Below are 19,273 nucleotides of genomic sequence, written 5' to 3'. Positions count from 1 at the left end.
CGCATCAGAAAGTCACATCCAGACGCCGCTCGATATAACGGTCGCCGGGGCTGTTGTTGGGGCAGGCACCAGCCGTAGGCTGGTTGCAGGCCCACGATTGCACCTGGTAGGTGGTGGGGCCGCCATTGGTGCCAGCCGTGGCCGTGCAGGCCACGGTGATGGTATAGGCCGAAAGCGTGGGCGCGGTGGGGACGAAGCTGGTAGTGGCGGCGCAGCTGCCGTTGCGCAGCTGCTGGTATAGGCCCCATTCCACACCGCTGCGCGCGGCCTCGTAGACACGCACGCCCTGCACGTCTAGGCCCGAGCCGATCTGCTGGCCGGTGGAGACACTCAGGATGAAGGCGCCCAGCGCTGTCAGCACCACGAGGATGAAGATGGCCGAGATGGCGGTGAAGCCGCGCTGGAGCCGGGGAAAGCGGGTGCGCATCATGGCGAGTTGTCCACGCGGATCTGGTGCTGCAGGGTCACGGTCTCGGCGTTGGCGCCTGAGGTCAAGGTGAGCCGCACTTCCAGCAGACCGTTGCGCCCGCCGATGTTGGGGACATAGGATACGTCGCAGGTGACGCCGCCTGCGGCGAGCGGGGCCTGGCTGCCGCCAGCAGGCGGAGTGGGTTGTGCGTTGATGAAACCGTAGTTCCAGTAGCGTGTGAGGTTGCCCGCCGTTGCCGCCGAGCAGCTGTAGGTCACAGCACGTGTGGTTGCCGGTACCACCTGGAAGCGTCCACTCGGTGAAGGCAACGGGGGTGCCTGGCCGGCAAACGGGTTGGTGGCCAATGTGACGACATTGCCAGCCACGCCAGTGATGCGGGCGCGGTTGCAGGGCGTGGTGCAGTCGTTCGAGACATTGGCTGGTGCATAGGCGTCGGCCGGCGCGTTACCTGGGCCGAGGTTGTAGACCACGATGAAATCGCCCGCGGCCATGGCCGGCATGAGACCATGCACATCGAAGCTCAGGTCGGCCCCGTTCGTGAAGCTCAGGAAGTCGCCAGCCGTGGAACCATCGGTCGGATCACGGTAGCGGCCGCCGGCGCTGGTCATGATGAACTCTATGAAGAAAGAGTCCGTGCCATTGGTTGCGGGCGCGCTGACACGCAGGCTGTTGGGCAGGGCCAGGCGCACGTCGCGCGTCAAACGGCGCAGGGCCACATCGGCTGTGTCGGTGAGTTCGGCGCGGCGCACCGAGTCGAGATAGCCTTCCACCGGCGCGCGGATGAAAACGGCCACGATGGCGGCCAGGATACCCGTGATGACGATCACCATGATCGCTTCCACCAGCGTGAAGCCGGTCATGCGCCGCCGCGGTGTGGGTATGTGCTTGCGTTTCATGGCAGGGCATTTGGCGCGTAGCGCGTGCGGTAGCCTTCAAGAACCACGTTTTCGGTGCCGAAGGTGACGGTGACAAGGATGCGTAGCGCTTCACCGGCGGGGACAACGCTGCCCGCCGGACCTAGTGCCTCTGGCGTTATCACGACCGTGGCGTTGTAGCCGAGTGGAAATGCCGTGTTGGCCAGGCTGGCGGTGATGTTTGCGCCGTTGTAGTCCGTCACCTGGTCCCAGGGAGCGGTCGTGCTGCCACGAGCCTCGGTAGGAAGAGTGCCTCCCGCACAGCCGGCCGCGCTGGTGGCCGTGGCGACATTGGCGTCATCGGGGTCGCACCAGCCGTGACTCTGGAGTCGTACTTCTTCCATGACGCTCTCGGCGATGGCCAGCATCTGCTTGCGCACCATGGGGTCGGCGCTGCGGCTGCTGGTCTGGTTCAGCACCAGCAGGATACCGGCCAGGCCGACTGTCACGATGATGATGAAAAAGATCAGCTCGATGAAGGTCAGGCCGCGCTGGCGCGACCGATGCCGGAGCTGACGCGGTTCAGTGCACATGGCCAGTCTCCGCCTCCACAGTGATGGTCCAGGGCGGGGTGCCTGAGACGGTGTAGCTGGCCGCAGCCGAAGGGCGGCCAAGGGGCGTGAAGATCAGGGTGCCTGTCGCGCTTGTGAGCGTGATATTGGGCGGAGCACACAGCTGGTTGACAGGGATGGGTACCGGGCAGCGTCGATCGGGTGTTGGCAAGGCAAGCGCGCGCGGGAAGGTGCCGGTGGAACTCTCGGGGCCGACGTTTTCTATCGTCAGAGTCAGGTTGCTGGTGGCGAGGGCCACACTCACATTGCGCCGCTCTGCCACGGCCGTCTTGCGTGCAAATTCCAGCGTGGCGCGCACGGCATCGCGGTAGCCCACCTCGTCAAAGCCCCGGGTCAGCTCGATGCGTGGCAGCACGAAAACCGCCAAGATGCCCAGCACGATCAGCACCATGACCAGTTCGATCAGGGTGAAGCCAGGCGTGCCGCGTCGCGTCGCCAGGGTGTGCCGTAGAGGGGACATGCGGGGATTATCCGGGCGATCTCAGGTCGCTCGCAAGCCGGTCGCCACCGTGGGGTAACGCAATGTGAGACGCAATTCACGTTTCAGACGCGTGTTTTTTAGCCGGCGCGACTCGCTCATGAAGCTCAGCAGCGTGGGGGGAAGCTCCTGTGCGGCCTGCAGACGGGTGATGCGCGGAGGGCGTGGCAGGCCGTAGAGTCCGGCGGCGAGATCGAAATAGTCGCCCATTTTCAGGTCGCTGTCGTCGCTGGCGTGGTACACGCGCTGTGCTGCGCCGCGCCACAAGGCCGCCAGGCAGGCGCGCGCCAGGTCGTTGGCGTGGATGTGGTTGGTGTAGACGTCATCCTCCGCCCGCAGCACCGGGGTGCCCTTGAGCAGCCGTTCGCGCGGCGTGCCGCCAGCGCGGTCCGGGGCGTAGATGCCGGGGATGCGCAGGATGCTGGTACGCACGCCTGCGCTGCGACCGTAGAAGCGTGTGTGCTGTTCGGCAGCCACGCGGCGCCGAGCGCGTGTCGTGCCGGCCTGCAGGGCATGGGTTTCCGCCACCCATTCGCCGCCGCAGTTGCCGTACACCCCACTGGTAGAGCCATAGATCAGGGCGGTTGGCGGCGAGCGCAGCCGCAGGGCGCGCAGCAGGGCACGGGTGCGTGGATCGTCCTGTCCTTCTGCCGGGGGCGGCGCCAGGTGCAGCACATGGGTGGCCAGGCCAGCCAGGCGGTGCAGCGTGCTGCCCCGGTCCAGATTCCCGGACAGAGGGGTGATGCCGCGCGCTCGCAGTTCGGCATGGCGGGCCGGCGTGGACGTGAGTGCCAGCACCCGTACACGGGAGGGCAAGGCCGCGGCAGTGCGCAGGCCCACGTCGCCGCAGCCCACGATGAGCAGGCGCTGGCGCCGGAAGCGCATGGGCAGGGCGCCCAGAGGGGAATTCAACACTGGCAAAATTACGCCTTTGTGCGATCAAAACTGTTCAAGGATAACGAAAAGATGTCTTCCCATCAGGTCACGGTGCAGCCCAGCGGCCGTAGCTTTGAGGTTTTGGCGGGTGAAGCCATCCTGGCCGCCGGTATCCGCTCTGGCATCGGCCTGCCCTACGGTTGCAAGGACGGCGCCTGCGGTTCCTGCAAATGCAAGAAGATTTCCGGCACCGTGGTGCACGGCCCGCATCAGAGCAAGGCCCTGAGCGAGGCCGAGGAGGCCGCCGGTTATGTGCTGACCTGCTGCGGCCTGCCGCAGAGTGATGTGGTGCTGGAATCGCGCCAGGTGACCGAGGCCGGAGCTTTCCCCATCCGCAAGATGCCGGTGCGTGTGAACCAGATGGAAAAGCTCTCGCCTGACGTGATGCGTCTGGTGTTGCAGCTGCCGGCCAATGACAGCTTCCAGTTCCATGCCGGCCAGTACGTCGAGTTCCTCTTGCGCGATGGCACGCGCCGCAGCTACTCCATGGCCAATGCGCCGCACAGCCGAGCCGGCCAGCCTGCGGCCACCCCGCCCGTGGGGGCCACCATGGAGCTGCACATCCGCCACATGCCGGGCGGCAAGTTCACCGACCACGTTTTCGGTGTCATGAAGGAAAAAGAAATCCTGCGCATCGAAGGTCCTTACGGCAGCTTCTATCTGCGCGAGGACAGCGACAAGCCTATGGTGCTGCTGGCGTCGGGCACGGGCTTCGCACCCCTCAAGGCGCTGATCGAGCAGATGCAGCACAAGGGCATCACACGCTCGGCCACGCTGTACTGGGGTGGCCGCCGCCCGGCGGATCTCTATCTGCACGACTGGATGTTGCAGAAGATGCAGGAGATGCCGAACCTGAAGTATGTGCCTGTGGTGTCCGATGCCCTGCCCGAAGACCATTGGGTTGGCCGGACCGGCTTCGTGCACCGGGCTGTGCTGCAGGACATCCCCGACCTGTCGGGCCACCAGGTCTACGCCTGTGGTGCGCCTATCGTGGTCGATTCAGCGCGGCAGGACTATGTGCGGGCCGGCCTGCCCGAGGAGGAGTTCTACGCCGACGCCTTCACGAGCGAGGCAGACAAGCATGGTGCCGTCGTGCTGGCGGCGTAGCCACTCGCTGCGAGCTTTCGCGCCTGGCGCAACGCAAAAGGGCTGACAGTCGTCTGACGGTCAGCCCTTTTTGCGGAATCCGGCGAACGCTGGATCAGCGACGGCGGTTGTGTTCACCGCGCTCACCGCGTTCGGCATGCTGGGCCGGGCGATCCTTGCGGCCGTCGTGGTTCAGGTCGCGCTGGCGGTCGTGCTTTTCACGGGCAATGTCGCGGCTGGCTCGGTCCTGCATATTGCCCAGGTGGGCGCGCTCTTTGGCGGTGACCTTGCCGTCGGCCTTGGCCTTGTCTTCGGCACGTTCGATGCGGCCCTGCTGATTCTCCAGGCGATTGGCTTCACGGGGCGTGAGCTGGCCTGATTTTTCGCCCTGCTCGATGCGACGTTCCTGGTTGGCTTCGCGTTGGTCGACGCGCGGCGTGGCCGTAGGGCTGGGGGCGGTGCCCATATTGGCGGATTGGGCCTGGGCGCCCAGGGCGGCCAGTGCGAGGATACTGAACAACAGCTTGGTTTTCATGCGAATCTCCTTCGGTGTTGAAGCATGGAAAGGACTTCCATGGACCTGCAACGCGCTACGCCAGCCCGGTAGCCGACAAGCCTCTGCAAAGTCTTGTAAAGGGATGTGACGGGATTCTGCACAATGTCGGGCATGAAACGCCTATGCCTCCCCCTCGTCGTCCTGGCCGTGTTTGCCCTGGCCAGCGTCCCGGCCCTGTCCCAGACCAAGCCCATCCGTCTCATCGTGCCCTATGCGGCCGGAGGTCCCATCGACATCACGGCGCGTGCGCTGGCTGAACGGGTCAAGGACACGCTGGGCACGGTCATCATCGAGAACCGCGCCGGTGCCGGCGGCAATATCGGCGCCGATGCTGTGGCCAAGGCCGCGCCCGACGGCCTGACCATCGGCATCGCCGCCACGGCCACGCACGCCGTCAATCCCTGGCTCTACCGCAAGATGCCCTACCGGGCCGACGCCGATTTCACGCCCATCACCCAGATGCTGCGGGTGCCCAATGTGCTGGTCATGAATGCCGAGACCGCGTTGCGTTTGCACATCAACACGCTGCAGGACCTGATTGCCTATGCCAAAGCCAATCCGGGCAAGCTCAACTACGGCAGCGGCGGCAACGGCAGCGCGGGCCACCTCGCCGGTGAATTGTTCAAGGCCCAGGCCGGCATCTACGCCGTGCATATCCCGTACAACGGTGGCAACCCGGCACAGCTGGCCCTGCTCAGTGGGCAGGTCGATTTCAACTTCGATAACCTGGCCACGGCCTCCGCCAATATCCGTGCCGGCAAGCTCAGGGCCCTGGCCGTCACCACGCTCAAACGCTCGCCTGCGCTGCCGCAGGTGCCCGCCGTAGCCGAGTCGCTCAAAGGCTTTGCCGTGGACACCTGGTGGGGGCTGGTCGCGCCGACAGGCACACCCAGGGAGGTGCTGGTGCGTTTGAACGAGGCCTTCGTCGCCGCGCTCAAGGCGCCCGAGACGCAGACCCGTTTTGCCGCCCTGATGGCTGAGCCCGTGCCCACGACGTCCGAGGAGTTTGGCGCCTTCATGAAGGCGGAACTGGCCAAGTACGAGCAGGTGGTCAAGGCCTCCGGTGCCATGGTAGATTGACGCAGGCAAAGCAGCAGGCAGACATCTTCTTATTTCCCATACCCGACTTCACACCATGCCAACACAAACGCTTTCATCTGCGATCCTTCAGGGCCTGAAAACCGCGGGCCTGATCGGCGCCTTGCTCGTCTCCACGGCCTACGCGCAGGCGGTGGACCCGGTGCGCCAGCTGGCGGCCACCGAAAAGCCGAAACTGCTGGAGACGCTGAAAAGCATCGTGGACATCGAATCCGGCAGCACCAACCGCGCGGGCCTGGACAAGCTTTCGGTGCTCATCGCCGATCGCCTCAAGGCCCTGGGCGGCGAGGTGCAGCTGATCGAGCCGCGCGCGGAGGATGTCTACCGCATGGAAGACACGCCGGAAAACCCGTCGGGGATCGGTCGCATGGTGCAAGCCACCTTCCGCGGCACGGGCAGCAAGCGCATCCTGCTGATCGCGCACATGGACACCGTCTACCCGGCCGGCATGTTGGTGCAACAACCGTATCGCGTGGACGGCAACCGTGCCTACGGTTTGGGCATTGCCGACGACAAGCAGGGTGTGGCCACCATCCTGCACACCGTGGCCATGCTGCAGGCGCTCAAGATGCGCGACTACGGCACCCTGACCGTGCTGATCAACGGCGACGAGGAACTGAGCTCACCCGCCTCGCGCAAACACATGACGGCACTCGGCGCCGCGCACGACGCCGTGCTGTCCTTCGAGTCTTCGCGTGTGGAATCCGACAAGCTGTCCCTGGCCACCAGCGGCATCGCCCTGGCCGCGCTCAACGTGCGCGGCCGTGCTTCGCATGCCGGCAGTGCCCCCGAGCTGGGTGTCAATTCGCTCTACGAGCTGTCGCATCAACTCCTGCAGTTGCGTGATTTGTCCGTGCCGGACCGCGGCCTCAAGGTGAACTGGACGGTGTCCCGTGCTGGCGTGGTGCGCAACATGATCCCGCCGACCGCCCAGGCCTGGGCCGACATCCGCCTGCTGCGTGTCAGCGATCTGCAGGAGGTCGAGAAAACCGTGCGTGCGCGCATCCAGAACAAGCTGCTGCCGGCCTCCGAAGTGAGCGTGACCTTCGAAAACCGGCGCCCTCCGCTGGAAGCCACGGCGGCTTCGCGCACGCTGGCAGCCCATGCGCAGACCATCTACCGCGAGATCGGCAAGTCGCTGGTGGTGGACGATCAGCCCGAAGGCGGGGGCACCGATGCGGCCTTCGCTGCCTTGCAGACCAAGGCACCGGTGATCGAGCGCATGGGGCTGCAGGGTTTCGGGGCCCACAGCAACAATTCCGAGTACATCCTGGTCGATTCGATCGAGCCGCGTTTGTACCTGGCCACTCGCCTGATCAGCGATATCGCTGCGGGCAAGGGGCAGTAAGACTGCCCGCACGGGAGCGTCAGAGCCGGTTCGAGACCTCGATGAGGTTGAGGTCCGGGTCACGGAAATAGACCGAGAGGATGGGGCCCTGCGCGCCAGTGCGCTGTACCGGTCCTTCGCTCGCCGTGACGCCTTGGGCCGCCAGGTGAGCCTGGACCCGGGCCAGCGGTACGGTGGTGAGGAAACACAGGTCGGCCGATCCTGGTGTGGGCTTGTGGGCCTTGGGCTCGAACTCGCGACCGCTCTGGTGCAGATTGATCTTTTGCGCCCCAAAGGCCAAGGCTTTGCGGCCAGCGCCGAAAGTGACGACTTCCATGCCCAGGACACGCTGGTAGAAGGTGCAGCTGGCGTCGATGTCCACCACCGTCAGGACCAGATGGTCCAGGCTGTCGATGTGCATCAGCTTTCCCCCAGGTAGGCAGCGCGCACCGCCGGGTCGTGCAGCAGTTCCTGTGCCGGGCCGGAGAGTGTGATGAGCCCAGACTCCATGACGTAGCCCCGGTCGGCCAGGGCCAGCGCGCGGCTGGCGTTCTGCTCCACCAGCAGCACGGTCATGCCCTGGCTGGACACCTCGTGCACGACTTCGAAGATCTTGTCGACCATGATGGGGCTCAGGCCCATGGAGGGTTCGTCCAGCAGCAGCAGCTGGGGTCGGCTCATCAGCGCGCGGCCCATGGCCAGCATCTGCTGCTCGCCACCGCTGAGCGTACCGGCCAGTTGCGTGTGACGCTCCTTCAGGCGCGGGAACAGGGTGTACATGCGCTCCAGGTCGATGGCAATGCCATCCTTGTCATCGCGCGTGTAGGCGCCCATCAGCAGGTTCTCGGCGATGCTCATGCGGGTGAACACGCCACGGCCTTCGGGCACCATGGCCAAGCCCTGACGCACGAGGTCCCAGGGCCCCTGACCACGCAAAGCCTTGCCCATGTAGTGCAGCTGGCCGAGGCAGGGCAGGGTGCCGGTCACGGCTTTCATGGTGCTGGTCTTGCCGGCACCGTTGGACCCAATCAGGCAAACCAGTTCTCCGCGTTTGACCTCGAAGTCCACGCCCTTGACGGCCTGGATGCCGCCGTAGGCCACCTTCAGGCCATGGACCTGCAGCAGCACTTCTTTGTCTTCGCTCATGATGCGGTGGCCTCCGCAGCGGTCTTGGCGCCGCCGTGGCCCAGATAGGCTTCAATGACCTGCTCGCTTTTCTGCACCTCGGCTGGCGTGCCTTCGGCGATCTGGCGGCCGTAATCCAGCACGGTGACGCGGTCACACAGGCCCATGACCAGCTTGACGTCGTGCTCGATCAGCAGCACGCTGACGCCGTCCTGGCGTATGCGCTCGATCAGCGCGCGCAATTCCACTTTCTCGGTGGCGTTCATGCCGGCAGCAGGTTCGTCCAGGGCCAGCAGCTGCGGCTCGGTGGCCAGGGCGCGTGCGATCTCCAGGCGGCGTTGGTCGCCGTAGCTCAGGGTGCGTGCCTTGTAGTCGCCCAGATGGCCGATGCCCACGTAGTCCAGCAGCTCGTTGGCGCGCCGGGTGATGGCCGCTTCTTCGCGCTCGAAGCCGCGGGTGCGGAAGATGGCGCCCAGCAGACCTGAGCCCGAACGGGTGTGCCGCCCCACCATCACGTTCTCCAGCGCCGTCATGTCGGCGAAGAGGCGAATGTTCTGGAAAGTACGTGCGATGCCGGCGCGCGCCACCTCGTGCACGGCGGTCGGCCTGTAGGCCAGGCCGGCCAGCTCGAACTTGCCGCTGTCGGGTGTGTACAGGCCGGTGATGACGTTGAAGAAGGTGGTCTTGCCTGCGCCGTTGGGACCGATCAGGCCGTAGACCTGGCCGCGCCGGATGCGCAGGTGCACATCGTTGAGTGCCTGCAGGCCGCCGAAGCGCTTGGAGACGCCGCTCACGTGAAGCAGGACATCGCTCATGCCGGTCCCCCTTTGGTACGCCGTACCTTGCCATGCTCGGGCGAGGGCCAGAGACCGCGCGGGCGCAGCAGCATGACCACGATCATGGCCAAGGCGATCAGCAGCTGGCGCAGGATGGAAGCGTCCAGTCGCCCGTCCGTCATGGACTGCAGCGGGCCGGCCACGTAGCGCAGCACCTCGGGCAGGGAGGCCAGCAGCACCGCGCCCAGGATCACGCCCGGCAGGTGGCCGATGCCGCCCAGCACCACCATGGCCACCACCATCACAGATTCCATGAGGCTGAAGGATTCGGGTGAGATGAAGCCCTGGAAGGCTGCGAACATGGCGCCCGAGACGCCACCAAAGGTGGCGCCCATGCCGAAGGCCAGCAGCTTCATATTGCGGGTGTTGATGCCCATGGCCTTGGCGGCGATCTCGTCCTCGCGGATGGCCATCCAGGCGCGGCCGATGCGAGAGAACTCGATGCGGTGGCAGATCACGACGCTGACCACCACCAGTGCCAGGAAGAGGTAGTAGTACATCGTGACCGGTGCCACGTCAAAACCGAAGACGTTGAGCTTCTTGCCCAGATCGAAACCGAAGAACTTGATGGAGTCGATCTGCCCTATGCCTTTGGGGCCGTTGGTGATGTTGACCGGATGGTCCAGGTTGTTCAGAAAGACGCGGATGATCTCGCCGAAGCCCAGGGTCACGATGGCCAGGTAGTCGCCGCGCAGACGCAGCGTGGGCGCGCCCAGCAGCACGCCGAAAGCGCCGGCCAGCAGCGCCCCCAATGGAATGACCAGCCACAGCGGCGTGTGCAGGCCGTTGGGGAACATCGCGGCGAAAGCTGGGAAATGGTCGCTCAGGTGGGGCGAGGCCAGCAGGCCGAACATATAGGCGCCAATGGCGAAGAAGGCCACGAAACCCAGGTCCAGCAGGCCGGCGTAGCCCACCACGATGTTCAGGCCCAGGGCCAGCAGCACGAAGAGCAGGGCCATGTCCAGGATACGTACCCAGGCATTGCCGTAGCCCTGCAGGATCAGCGGCAGCACCAGCAGGCCGATGGCCGCGACCAGGATGGCGATCAGGCGATCGCGGGAGTTCATCTGGATGTGCTTCATCTCAAGCCCTGTCCGCCACGCGTTCGCCCAGCAGCCCCGAAGGCCGCAGCGTGAGCACCACGATCAACACGATGAAGGCGAAGATGTCGGCGTAGTGGCTGCCCAGCACGCCACCGGTCAGGTCACCGATGTAACCCGCGCCTATGGATTCAATGAGCCCGAGTAACACACCGCCTACGACAGCCCCGGCCAGGTTGCCGATGCCGCCGAAGACCGCCGCCGTGAAAGCCTTGAGCCCGGGCAGGAAACCCATGGTGTGTTGCACGGTGCCATAGTTGCTGGCCCACATCACGCCGGCGATTGCGGCCAGCACGGCACCGATGATGAAGGTGGCCGAGATCACGCGGTCCGGCTGCACACCCATGAGGGCGGCCACACGCGGGTTCTCGGCCGTGGCCCGCATGGCACGGCCCAGCTTGGTGGCGTGCACCAGCCACATCAGCGCGGCCAGCGTCAGCGCCGTGACGACCAGGATCATGATCTGTGTGGGGGTGATGCTGGCCCCGCCGAGCTGGATGGGGGTGCTGGGCAAGAGCGTGGGATAGGACTTGAAGTTTGGCTTCCAGATGATCATCGCCAGCGTCTGCAGCAGGATGGACATGCCGATGGCCGTGATCAGCGGGGCCAGGCGCGGGCTGTTGCGCAGCGGCCGGTAGGCCACCTTCTCGATGCTGTAGTTCAGTGCGGCGGCCAGCACACAGGCCACGATGAGGGCGATGATCAGCACCAGCCAGGGCGGCAGCAGGGGCTGTAGCAGGCCAACCACTGTCCAGCTCACCAGGGCCCCGACCATGAGCACTTCGCCATGGGCGAAGTTGATCAGGCCGATGATGCCGTACACCATGGTGTAACCGAGGGCCACCAGCGCGTACATGCTGCCCAGCACCAGCCCGTTGATGATTTGCTGCAGGAAAATGTCCATGCTATGCCTGTCGCAAGGTCTGTGCCACTTGCGTCAGGCTCCCTTCATTTCTTGTGATCTCGCCGGTTTTCGTTCAAGGCGCGCAGGGCACGCATCTTCTCGGCGATTTTGATCTCCAGGCCGCGCTCCACGGGTCGGTAGAAACCCGGCTCGGCCATGCCCTCGGGCAGATAGCGCTCGCCGGCGGCAAACCCGTCGGCCTCGTCATGTGCATAGCGGTAGCCCTTGCCGTAGTCCAGTTCCTTCATGAGCTTGGTCGGTGCATTGCGCAGGTGCATGGGCACCGGGCGGGTGCCGTCCTTTTTGATGAAGGCCTTGGCCTCGGTGTAGGCCTTGTAGACGGCATTGCTCTTGGGCGCGATGGCCAGGTACACCACGCACTCGGCCAGGGCCAGCTCGCCTTCGGGTGAGCCCAGGCGCTCGTAGACCTCGGCCGCGTCCAGCGCCAATCGCAAGGCGCGCGGATCGGCCAGGCCGATGTCTTCACTAGCCATGCGCACCAGGCGGCGCGCCATGTAACGCGGGTCGGCCCCGCCATCGAGCATCCGCATGAACCAGTAGAGCGACGCATCGGGGTCCGAGCCGCGTACCGATTTGTGCAGCGCGCTGATGGTGTCGTAGAACTGCTCGCCACCCTTGTCGTAACGGCGCATGCGCTCGCCCAGCACCTTGAGCAGCCATTCGTCGCTGATGCGTTCCTGCTTCTGCTGTGTGGCCGCCACGGCCAGGGTTTCGAGGGTGTTGAGCAGGCGGCGCGCGTCGCCGTCGGCATAGGCGATCAGCCGGTCGCGTGCCGCGTCGTCCATGGGCGGCACGGCCTGGATGTCCAGCGCGCGCTGGACGATCTGCTTCAGGTCGTCTTCGCTCAGCGACTGCAGCACATAGACCGCCGCGCGAGAAAGCAAGGCCGAGTTGACCTCGAAGGACGGGTTCTCTGTGGTCGCGCCGATGAAGGTGAAGAGGCCGGACTCCACATGCGGCAGAAAGGCGTCCTGCTGGCTCTTGTTGAAGCGGTGCACCTCGTCCACGAAAACGATGGTGCGTTTGCCCTGGCCCAGCGCCACCTGCGCCATCTCCACGGCTTCGCGAATGTCCTTCACGCCGCCCAGCACGGCGCTGATGCTGATGAATTGCGCGCCGAAGGCATCGGCCATGAGCCGCGCAATCGTGGTCTTGCCCGTGCCCGGCGGGCCCCAGAGGATGCAGCTGTGCGGTTGGCCTGATTCGAAGGCGATGCGCAGGGGCATGCCGTCGCCCAGCAGCTGCTGCTGGCCGATGACTTCGCCCAGGGTTTTAGGGCGGAGGCGTTCGGCCAGAGGCTGGTGCGGAGAAGCGGCAGGCATGCAGGGATTCTAGGGGCAGCACCTCGGTCTCCGTAACCTGCGAAAATCGAAGGTCAGCAGTTCCCACATACTATGACCTACTCCGTCAAAGAGATCTTCTACACCCTGCAAGGCGAGGGCGCGCAGTCCGGCCGGGCGGCTGTGTTCTGCCGTTTTGCGGGCTGCAACCTCTGGACGGGGCGAGAGGAAGACCGGGCCGGTGCCATCTGCAAGTTCTGCGACACAGACTTCGTAGGAACGGACGGCACGGGAGGAGGCAAGTTCACCACGGCCGACGCACTGGCCGAGGCTATCGAAAAAGCCTGGGAGCCTAAGGGTCGGGTGGGTCGTTACGTCGTGCTGACCGGTGGTGAGCCCTTGCTGCAAGTGGACGAGGCGCTGACCACGGCCCTGCACGCACGCGGCTTCACGATTGCCGTGGAGACCAATGGCACGCAGCCCGCCCCACCGGGACTAGACTGGATCTGCGTCAGCCCCAAGGCCGATGCCGAGGTGGTGCTTACGCATGGCCACGAACTCAAGCTGGTCTATCCGCAGCGCGAGGCCCAGGCTGACCCGGCGCGTTTCGTCGGGATGGATTTCCAGCATTTCTTCCTGCAGCCCATGGACGGGCCAGATCGAGTGGCCAACACGGAACGGGCCATTGCTTACTGTCAGAAACACCCGCAATGGCGACTGGGCATCCAGTCGCACAAGATGATCGGAATCCGGTGATGTACGAGATCAGTCAACGTTTTTTCTTTGACTCCGCCCACACCCTGCGGCGCGAGATCGAGGCGGCGGGCAGCCGGCGCGTGCACGGTCACACCTATTACGCCGAGGTCTTCGTGCGCGGTGAGCCGCAGGGCCAGTCGGGCATGGTGCTGGACCTGGGTTACATCCGCCGCGAGATCGAAGGATTGCGGGACAAGCTGGACCACCACTTTCTTGATGAAGTGGCCGGCCTGGGCATCCCCACGCTGGAAAACCTCTGCGCCTTCATCTGGAAGGAACTGCAGCCCAAGGTACCCGGTCTGTCGGCCGTGACCGTGGAGCGCCAGGCCCTGGGCGACAAATGCGTGTATCGGCCTCAATGAGGTGCCGCAAGGCGATTTGCGGGCGCAGGCTCAAAGTGCTGCAACGGGAATGGCGTTGGCATTCGTGATCACTTGGCGCTGTGGCATGTAGTCCAAGAGCAAATCGGTTTCCTTTTTGACCACAGCGTAGCACTCACAACTCAGAGCTTCAAGTTTCAACCGGTCTAGCACCTTGATCAATCCGCGCTGGTATGAAATCACGCCAAGCTGTTGCAACTTCGACGCGGCCTGGGTGACGCCTTCGCGGCGAACGCCGAGCATGTGGCTGATGAACTCCTGTGTCATGGTCAGGTGGTTGTGAGACAGGCGATCCATGGAAAGCAGTAGCCAGCGGCAGAGCTGCTGGTCGATAGAGTGGTGGCGGTTGCAGACGGCGGTCTGGGAGACTTGCGTGATCAGGGCTTGCGTGTAGCGCAGCATCAGCATCAGCAGCTGGCCGTGGCGGTTGAACTCTTCTTTCACCCGCAGCCTGGGGAGTCGATAGGCGTAGCCTGCACTCTGTACCAGCGACCGGCTCGGCGTGCTCTCGCCGCCCAGAAACAAGGTGATGCCCAGCAAACCTTCGTTGCCCACCACCGAGATCGCGGTTGACGCTCCGTTCTCCATCACATACTGCAGTGAGACGATGGAGTCGGTGGGAAAGTAGACGTGACGCATGGGGCGTCTGGATTCATACAGCAACGCGCGCAAGGGCAGTGGTACCAGCTCCAGGTACGGGAACAAACGGCCTTGAACTTCGGGCGACAAGGCTGCCAGCAAATGGTTTTGCTGGGGTTGGGGCTGGAGTTTGGCGGACATTCAGGTGGTTTGAAATGAGGTTGATAGAGATGGAACGACGGTTCGCCCAAATCCGTTCCAATATACTTTTTGTCCCCCGCGAGTGATGTGCGGCAGCACACAGATGGCAAGAGTGGATCCCATGCGAAATATCCTTGTTTCCTATTACGGCAGTGCGGATGCCCTCCGCAGCCGAAGCGTGAGCGATGTTGTGCTGACAGGAAAAATCGATGTGCCAGCGCCTTCTGCAAGTTTGGTGGCCGATTGGGAAAGGGAGATTTCGCTGCGCCTAGGTCTGGAGCCTGGAGATGTTGAGCCTCTGCCCTTGGCACGAGCGCGTATGCGCTGGCCGGACTACCGCCAATGCGTACAGGCTATGGCCGACTGGACGCGCTCGTTCGGTTTGCAGGAGGTGCTGGCTTCCTCTGACGTCGCCCTGATGGCCTGTCGCGGCGCGAAGTACCACCATGATGGCGAGCGTTATGGCGGTGCGGCTTTTTGCAATCTCTTCCTGAGCGAGGACAAGGGCCTGGACCTGCATTTCCCGGTGACGGGTCTTCGCATCCCCCTGGTCAGGGGGACGGCCGTGATCTTTGATACGGGCCAGCCGCACGCCGTCATCAGGCGCAACAGCAACGGCTTTGATGTGGCCGATTTCCCTCCCGATCAGGATCTCAGCCAGGTCTTCCTCAGCTGGGAGCTGCCTATCGAGAACGCTCACGTCGCACGAGGACTCCGGATCATTTTCGACATAGCCCCTGTCAACGCCTTGCAGCTGGAAGATGAGCAAGTCTGGCTGAACGGCGCGCGGGCCCAGGTGTGCCCCGCCACGGGTCGGTGGAGCCCGGCGGGTCCAATCTAACCCGTGTTGCGCAGCCCTGCCGCAATCCCATTGATCGAGATGTGGATGCCGCGGCGCACGCGTTCATCCGCCTGCCCGGCTCGGTAACGACGCATCAGCTCGATCTGCAGGTGGTGCAGGGGGTCGATGTAGGGGAAACGGTGACGGATGGAGCGTTGCAGGGCGGCGTTGCCGGCCAGGCGCTGTTTCTCGCCGGTCAGCAGCGTGAGCGCACTGACCGTGCGATGCCACTCGGCCTCGATCTGCGTGAACACCTTTTTGCGCAGCTTGGCGTCCCCCACCAGTTCGGCGTAGCGTGAGCCCAGGGCCAGGTCGCTCTTGGCCAGCACCATGTCCATGTTGGAAAGCAGGGTCTTGAAGAAGGGCCACTGGCGGGCCATTTTCTGCAGCAGCGCCAGGCGCTCCTTGTGTTCCTTGGCTCCACCAGCGTTCAGGAAGCTTTCCACCGCGGTGCCGAAGCCGTACCAGCCCGGCAGCGTGAGTCGGCACTGGCCCCAGCTGAAGCCCCAGGGGATGGCGCGCAGGTCTTCGATCTTCTGCGTGGCCTTGCGTGAGGCGGGACGGGAACCGATATTGAGTTCGGCGATCTCGCGGATGGGCGTGGAACCGAAGAAGTAGTCGGCAAAACCCGGGGTTTCGTAGACCAGGGCACGGTAGGTCGCCATGCTGTCTTCCGACAGCGCGGCAGCGGCTTTCAGATAGGCCGGGGCGGCCGGTTTGGTGGGTTGCAGCAGGGTGGCTTCGAGCGTGGCGGCGACCAGGGTTTCGAGGTTGCGCCGGCCGATCTCGGGGTTGGCGTACTTGGAGGCGATCACTTCGCCCTGTTCGGTCAGGCGAATCTGGCCGCGTACGGTGCCCGGGGGCTGGGCCAGGATGGCCTGGTAGCTCGGGCCACCGCCGCGCCCCACGGTGCCACCGCGGCCGTGGAAAAGGCGCAGCTGCACGGGGGCCAGCTGGTCAAACAGTTCGACCAGCGCGATCTCGGCGCGGTAGAGCTCCCAGTTGCTGGTGAAGATGCCGCCGTCCTTGTTGCTGTCGGAGTAGCCCAGCATGATGTCCTGCTCACCACCGCTGCGCCGGATCAGGGCGGCGATGCCGGGCAGGGCGTAGTAGTCGCGCATGATGGGCGCGGCCTGGCGCAGGTCTTCGATGGTCTCGAACAGGGGCACGACAATCAGGTCGTTCACGCAGTTCGGCTCGTCAAGCGCGCCGTGCATGAGTCCCACCTCCTTCTGCAGCAACAGCACTTCGAGCAGGTCGCTGACCGTCTCGGTGTGGCTGATGATGTAGTGGCGTATGGCCTCAACGCCGTAGCGCTGGCGTATCTGGCGTGCGGTTTCGAACACGGCGAGTTCGTTTTGCGTGTGCGCGCTGTAGTCCACGCCCACTACACGCAGCGGCCGCGCGTCGTTGAGCAGGCGCAGCAGCAGGGCGCGCTTGGCCATTTCGTCGAGCTTCGAGTACTGCGATTCGATGCGCGCCGTCGCCAGCAGTTCGGCGATGACTTCCTCGTGCTTGTCCGAACTCTGGCGCAGGTCCAGCGTGGCCAGATGGAAACCGAACACTTCCACCGCACGGATCAAGGGGCGCAGGCGCTGTTGCGTGAGCGCTTCGCCGTGGCGGGCGCTCAGCGAGGTTTCGATGGTCTGCAGGTCGGCCAGGAAAGCGGCGGCGCTGGCATACGGGTTCTGCGGTGCTACGGCATGGCGGGCGGCCTCGGTGCCGGTCAATGTCTGCAGCGTGGCCGCCAGGCGGGCGTAAATGCCGGTCAGCGCGCGGCGGTAGGGTTCGTCCTTGCGGTGTTCGCTGGTATCGGGCGAACTGTCGGCCAGCTTGCGCATCTCGGGGCTGCAGCCCGCCAGCAGATCGGAGACGGACAGCTCGGCGCCCATCAGATGCACTTCGGTCAAGTAGTGGCGCAGGGCCACCTCGGCCTGGCGGCCCAGGGCCATGGCCATGGTGCGCGCGCCCACATTGGGGTTGCCATCGCGGTCGCCACCGATCCAGTGGCCCATGCGCAGGAAGCTGTGCACATGGGGCTGGTTGAGTTCGCGCTCCAGATTGGCGTAGATGGCCGGGATTTCGCGCAGGAAGGTGGGTTCGTAGTAACTCAGTGCGTTGTCGATCTCGTCCTCGACCTGGAGCTTGCTGCTGCGCACCAGGCGGGTCTGCCAGAGCTGCAGCACCCGCGCGCGCAGCAGGGCCTCATTGGTTGCTAGCTCGCGTGGCGTGAGCATGTCCTTGCGCGGGTCCACGCCGATGGCGCGGGTCTTGATCTCGTCGCGTTGGGTTAGCAGACGCGCGATGTCGCGTTCGGCGTCCAGGATGCTCTTGCGCTGCACTTCCGTGGGGTGGGCCGTGAGCACGGGCGAGAGATAGCTGTGCGCCAAAGTGTTGGCGATCATCTTGGGGCTGATGCCGGCCCAGCGCAGGCGCGAAAGCGCCACGTCGATGCTGCCTTCCTGCTCGTTGCCAGCGCGTTCATGTACGGCACGGCGGCGGATGTGGTGGCGGTCTTCGGCCAGGTTGGCGAGGTGGCTGAAGTAGGTGAAGGCGCGGATCACGCTGACCGTCTGGTCGTCGCTCAGGCCCTTGAGCAGCTTCTTGAGGGTCTTGTCGGCTTCCTGGTCCGCGTCGCGGCGGAAGGCTACCGAGAGCTTGCGGATCTGCTCGATCAGCTCATAAGCAGGCGCGCCGGCCTGCTCGCGGATCACGTCGCCGAGGATGCGTCCGAGCAGGCGGATGTCTTCGACCAGGGGGCGTTCGTTGTCGCGGGAGCGGGCGGCGGGGGCGGGCATGGCGATAGGCTCGTGGTGTTAAATGGAGGGCGGAGCGATGCCATGCTAGCATCGCCGGCCCACTGATGAATCCGTGCTCCACGACTGATGAATCTGTGCTTTTGAACGACGAGTGCTCACCGAATGAAACTGACCATCGCTACCCGCGAAAGCCGCCTCGCCCTGTGGCAGGCCGAGCATGTGAAGGCCTTGCTGGAGCAGCGGGGCCACAGTGTCACACTGCTGGGCATGACGACCAAGGGTGACCAGATCCTGGACCGCTCACTGAGCAAGGTCGGCGGCAAGGGCCTGTTCGTCAAGGAGCTCGAAGTCGCGCTGGAAGAAGGCCGCGCCGACCTGGCGGTGCATTCGCTCAAGGACGTGCCCATGGATCTGCCCGAGGGCTTTGCCCTCGCCTGTGTGATGGAGCGCGAAGACCCGCGCGATGCCTTTGTTTCCCCGAAATACGCCAACCTCGCCGCGCTGCCCCAGCGCGCGGTGGTGGGCACCTCCAGCCTGCGCCGTGTGGCTCTGCTGCGCGCCAGCCGACCGGATTTGAAGATCGAGCCGCTGCGCGGCAACCTAGACACGCGCCTGCGCAAGCTGGACGAAGGCCAGTACGACGCCATCGTGCTGGCCGCAGCCGGTCTCAAGCGCCTAGGCCTGGAAAACCGCATCCGCTCGGTCTTCGCGCCTTCCGAGATGCTGCCCGCCGCCGGCCAGGGCGCGCTGGGCATCGAGATCCGCAGCGACCGTGCCGACGTGCAAGAGGCGCTGGCGCCGCTGGCACACCCTGGCACCTGGCTGCGTGTGGCGGCCGAGCGCGCTGTGAGTCGCGCCATGGGAGGGAGTTGTTCCATGCCCCTGGCAGCCTTTGCCACGCTGACAGGCGCGACCCTGAGCATCCAGGCCGCCTGGGGCGACCCCGAGGGGCATGTGGCTCTGGTGAGTGCCGACGCATCGGCCCCGGCGGCCGATCTGGTCGCCGCCGAGGTGCTGGGCACACAGGTGGCAGCCCGGCTCAAGGATGGCGTGTTGCGCGCCGGTGGTTCTCTCCTCTCTGGCCACGCCTAGCT

General features: G+C 64.9%; 21 protein-coding genes. 7 read left to right on the top strand and 14 right to left on the bottom strand.

Annotated elements, in window-relative coordinates; genetic code table 11:
- Positions 1-4: 4 nt before the first annotated feature.
- Genes AC07NT_RS11255 through AC07NT_RS11235 form a run of 5 tightly spaced genes read right to left on the bottom strand, consistent with a single transcriptional unit; the run spans position 5 to position 3,315 of the window.
- Positions 5-430 (bottom strand): agglutinin biogenesis protein MshP, encoded by a 426-nt coding sequence (locus tag AC07NT_RS11255; RefSeq protein WP_498598937.1) that lies wholly within the window; start codon positions 428-430, stop codon positions 5-7.
- Positions 427-1,326 carry a PulJ/GspJ family protein gene (locus AC07NT_RS11250; RefSeq protein ID WP_498598938.1) on the bottom strand — a complete coding sequence of 300 codons (900 nt, stop codon included), beginning with the start codon at positions 1,324-1,326 and terminating at the stop codon, positions 427-429. Before AC07NT_RS11250 ends, AC07NT_RS11255 begins: the two co-directional genes overlap by 4 nt.
- Positions 1,323-1,877: a hypothetical protein gene (locus AC07NT_RS11245; protein WP_498598939.1), complete on the bottom strand. Its 555-nt coding sequence runs from the start codon at positions 1,875-1,877 to the stop codon at positions 1,323-1,325. Before AC07NT_RS11245 ends, AC07NT_RS11250 begins: the two co-directional genes overlap by 4 nt.
- Positions 1,867-2,376, bottom strand: a complete 510-nt coding sequence (locus AC07NT_RS11240; RefSeq protein WP_498598940.1) for a pilus assembly FimT family protein — start codon at positions 2,374-2,376, stop codon at positions 1,867-1,869. Before AC07NT_RS11240 ends, AC07NT_RS11245 begins: the two co-directional genes overlap by 11 nt.
- A 21-nt stretch (positions 2,377-2,397) precedes the next feature.
- Entirely contained in the window at positions 2,398-3,315 is a 918-nt protein-coding gene (locus tag AC07NT_RS11235) for an NAD-dependent epimerase/dehydratase family protein (RefSeq protein ID WP_498598941.1), read from the bottom strand.
- A 45-nt stretch (positions 3,316-3,360) separates the two neighbouring features.
- On the opposite strand from AC07NT_RS11235, the gene AC07NT_RS11230 reads away from it, so the two are divergent.
- A complete protein-coding gene (locus tag AC07NT_RS11230) occupies positions 3,361-4,437 on the top strand; it encodes a CDP-6-deoxy-delta-3,4-glucoseen reductase (protein ID WP_498598942.1) in 1,077 nt (358 codons plus the stop codon).
- 94 nt (positions 4,438-4,531) lie between these two features.
- Here the strand turns inward: AC07NT_RS11230 and AC07NT_RS11225 are convergent, their stop codons facing one another.
- Positions 4,532-4,951, bottom strand: coding sequence for a hypothetical protein (locus tag AC07NT_RS11225; RefSeq protein WP_498598943.1), 420 nt, complete (start codon positions 4,949-4,951; stop codon positions 4,532-4,534).
- Between the two features lie 132 nt (positions 4,952-5,083).
- On the opposite strand from AC07NT_RS11225, the gene AC07NT_RS11220 reads away from it, so the two are divergent.
- Together AC07NT_RS11220 and AC07NT_RS11215 are read left to right on the top strand one after the other, a co-directional pair.
- Entirely contained in the window at positions 5,084-6,052 is a 969-nt protein-coding gene (locus AC07NT_RS11220) for a Bug family tripartite tricarboxylate transporter substrate binding protein (RefSeq protein ID WP_498598944.1), read from the top strand.
- A gap of 55 nt (positions 6,053-6,107) precedes the next feature.
- Positions 6,108-7,418 (top strand): glutamate carboxypeptidase, encoded by a 1,311-nt coding sequence (locus AC07NT_RS11215; RefSeq protein ID WP_498598945.1) that lies wholly within the window; start codon positions 6,108-6,110, stop codon positions 7,416-7,418.
- Positions 7,419-7,437: 19 nt separating this feature from the next.
- Here AC07NT_RS11215 and AC07NT_RS11210 read toward each other — a convergent pair whose 3' ends face one another.
- From AC07NT_RS11210 to AC07NT_RS11185, 6 genes are read right to left on the bottom strand one after another with little or no spacing between them, the layout of a single operon-like run.
- Positions 7,438-7,818: a VOC family protein gene (locus AC07NT_RS11210; RefSeq protein WP_498598946.1), complete on the bottom strand. Its 381-nt coding sequence runs from the start codon at positions 7,816-7,818 to the stop codon at positions 7,438-7,440.
- Positions 7,818-8,543 (bottom strand): ABC transporter ATP-binding protein, encoded by a 726-nt coding sequence (locus AC07NT_RS11205; protein WP_498598947.1) that lies wholly within the window; start codon positions 8,541-8,543, stop codon positions 7,818-7,820. Before AC07NT_RS11205 ends, AC07NT_RS11210 begins: the two co-directional genes overlap by 1 nt.
- On the bottom strand, positions 8,540-9,337 hold the full coding sequence (locus AC07NT_RS11200; protein WP_498598948.1) for an ABC transporter ATP-binding protein: 798 nt from the start codon (positions 9,335-9,337) through the stop codon (positions 8,540-8,542). The genes AC07NT_RS11205 and AC07NT_RS11200 overlap by 4 nt, the downstream gene beginning before the upstream one ends.
- Positions 9,334-10,425 carry a branched-chain amino acid ABC transporter permease gene (locus AC07NT_RS11195; protein ID WP_498598949.1) on the bottom strand — a complete coding sequence of 364 codons (1,092 nt, stop codon included), beginning with the start codon at positions 10,423-10,425 and terminating at the stop codon, positions 9,334-9,336. The genes AC07NT_RS11200 and AC07NT_RS11195 overlap by 4 nt, the downstream gene beginning before the upstream one ends.
- A gap of 16 nt (positions 10,426-10,441) precedes the next feature.
- Entirely contained in the window at positions 10,442-11,362 is a 921-nt protein-coding gene (locus AC07NT_RS11190) for a branched-chain amino acid ABC transporter permease (RefSeq protein WP_498598950.1), read from the bottom strand.
- Between the two features lie 44 nt (positions 11,363-11,406).
- The gene (locus AC07NT_RS11185) at positions 11,407-12,705 is read right to left on the bottom strand and encodes a replication-associated recombination protein A (protein ID WP_498598951.1); all 1,299 of its coding nucleotides are present in this window, start codon (positions 12,703-12,705) and stop codon (positions 11,407-11,409) included.
- Between the two features lie 72 nt (positions 12,706-12,777).
- Here AC07NT_RS11185 and queE point away from each other — a divergent pair, with 72 nt between their 5' ends.
- Both queE and AC07NT_RS11175 read left to right on the top strand, forming a co-directional pair.
- The gene (gene queE / locus AC07NT_RS11180) at positions 12,778-13,419 is read left to right on the top strand and encodes a 7-carboxy-7-deazaguanine synthase (RefSeq protein ID WP_498598952.1); all 642 of its coding nucleotides are present in this window, start codon (positions 12,778-12,780) and stop codon (positions 13,417-13,419) included.
- A complete protein-coding gene (locus AC07NT_RS11175; protein WP_498598953.1) occupies positions 13,416-13,781 on the top strand; it encodes a 6-pyruvoyl trahydropterin synthase family protein in 366 nt (121 codons plus the stop codon). The genes queE and AC07NT_RS11175 overlap by 4 nt, the downstream gene beginning before the upstream one ends.
- A gap of 30 nt (positions 13,782-13,811) precedes the next feature.
- Here the strand turns inward: AC07NT_RS11175 and AC07NT_RS11170 are convergent, their stop codons facing one another.
- Positions 13,812-14,579, bottom strand: coding sequence for a Crp/Fnr family transcriptional regulator (locus AC07NT_RS11170; RefSeq protein ID WP_498598954.1), 768 nt, complete (start codon positions 14,577-14,579; stop codon positions 13,812-13,814).
- 121 nt (positions 14,580-14,700) lie between these two features.
- On the opposite strand from AC07NT_RS11170, the gene AC07NT_RS11165 reads away from it, so the two are divergent.
- Positions 14,701-15,420, top strand: a complete 720-nt coding sequence (locus tag AC07NT_RS11165) for a hypothetical protein (RefSeq protein WP_498598955.1) — start codon at positions 14,701-14,703, stop codon at positions 15,418-15,420.
- On the opposite strand, the gene ppc is transcribed toward AC07NT_RS11165, so the two are convergent.
- The gene (ppc, locus tag AC07NT_RS11160; RefSeq protein WP_498598956.1) at positions 15,417-18,218 is read right to left on the bottom strand and encodes a phosphoenolpyruvate carboxylase; all 2,802 of its coding nucleotides are present in this window, start codon (positions 18,216-18,218) and stop codon (positions 15,417-15,419) included. The genes AC07NT_RS11165 and ppc overlap by 4 nt on opposite strands.
- A gap of 123 nt (positions 18,219-18,341) precedes the next feature.
- Here ppc and hemC point away from each other — a divergent pair, with 123 nt between their 5' ends.
- Entirely contained in the window at positions 18,342-19,271 is a 930-nt protein-coding gene (hemC, locus tag AC07NT_RS11155) for a hydroxymethylbilane synthase (protein ID WP_498598957.1), read from the top strand.
- Positions 19,272-19,273 lie beyond the last annotated feature (2 nt).

This window comes from Hylemonella sp. GW821-FHT10B10, assembly GCF_059415585.1.
This window is presented reverse-complemented; position numbering and strand designations above follow the sequence as displayed.

Coding starts and splice junctions, on each gene's coding strand:
- AC07NT_RS11255 (WP_498598937.1), bottom strand. CDS start 430: ATGATGCGCACCCGCTTTCCCCGGCTCCAGCGCGGCTTCACCGCCATC.
- AC07NT_RS11250 (WP_498598938.1), bottom strand. CDS start 1,326: ATGAAACGCAAGCACATACCCACACCGCGGCGGCGCATGACCGGCTTC.
- AC07NT_RS11245 (WP_498598939.1), bottom strand. CDS start 1,877: ATGTGCACTGAACCGCGTCAGCTCCGGCATCGGTCGCGCCAGCGCGGC.
- AC07NT_RS11240 (WP_498598940.1), bottom strand. CDS start 2,376: ATGTCCCCTCTACGGCACACCCTGGCGACGCGACGCGGCACGCCTGGC.
- AC07NT_RS11230 (WP_498598942.1), top strand. CDS start 3,361: ATGTCTTCCCATCAGGTCACGGTGCAGCCCAGCGGCCGTAGCTTTGAG.
- AC07NT_RS11225 (WP_498598943.1), bottom strand. CDS start 4,951: ATGAAAACCAAGCTGTTGTTCAGTATCCTCGCACTGGCCGCCCTGGGC.
- AC07NT_RS11220 (WP_498598944.1), top strand. CDS start 5,084: ATGAAACGCCTATGCCTCCCCCTCGTCGTCCTGGCCGTGTTTGCCCTG.
- AC07NT_RS11215 (WP_498598945.1), top strand. CDS start 6,108: ATGCCAACACAAACGCTTTCATCTGCGATCCTTCAGGGCCTGAAAACC.
- AC07NT_RS11210 (WP_498598946.1), bottom strand. CDS start 7,818: ATGCACATCGACAGCCTGGACCATCTGGTCCTGACGGTGGTGGACATC.
- AC07NT_RS11205 (WP_498598947.1), bottom strand. CDS start 8,543: ATGAGCGAAGACAAAGAAGTGCTGCTGCAGGTCCATGGCCTGAAGGTG.
- AC07NT_RS11200 (WP_498598948.1), bottom strand. CDS start 9,337: ATGAGCGATGTCCTGCTTCACGTGAGCGGCGTCTCCAAGCGCTTCGGC.
- AC07NT_RS11195 (WP_498598949.1), bottom strand. CDS start 10,425: ATGAACTCCCGCGATCGCCTGATCGCCATCCTGGTCGCGGCCATCGGC.
- AC07NT_RS11190 (WP_498598950.1), bottom strand. CDS start 11,362: ATGGACATTTTCCTGCAGCAAATCATCAACGGGCTGGTGCTGGGCAGC.
- AC07NT_RS11185 (WP_498598951.1), bottom strand. CDS start 12,705: ATGCCTGCCGCTTCTCCGCACCAGCCTCTGGCCGAACGCCTCCGCCCT.
- queE (WP_498598952.1), top strand. CDS start 12,778: ATGACCTACTCCGTCAAAGAGATCTTCTACACCCTGCAAGGCGAGGGC.
- AC07NT_RS11170 (WP_498598954.1), bottom strand. CDS start 14,579: ATGTCCGCCAAACTCCAGCCCCAACCCCAGCAAAACCATTTGCTGGCA.
- AC07NT_RS11165 (WP_498598955.1), top strand. CDS start 14,701: ATGCGAAATATCCTTGTTTCCTATTACGGCAGTGCGGATGCCCTCCGC.
- ppc (WP_498598956.1), bottom strand. CDS start 18,218: ATGCCCGCCCCCGCCGCCCGCTCCCGCGACAACGAACGCCCCCTGGTC.
- hemC (WP_498598957.1), top strand. CDS start 18,342: ATGAAACTGACCATCGCTACCCGCGAAAGCCGCCTCGCCCTGTGGCAG.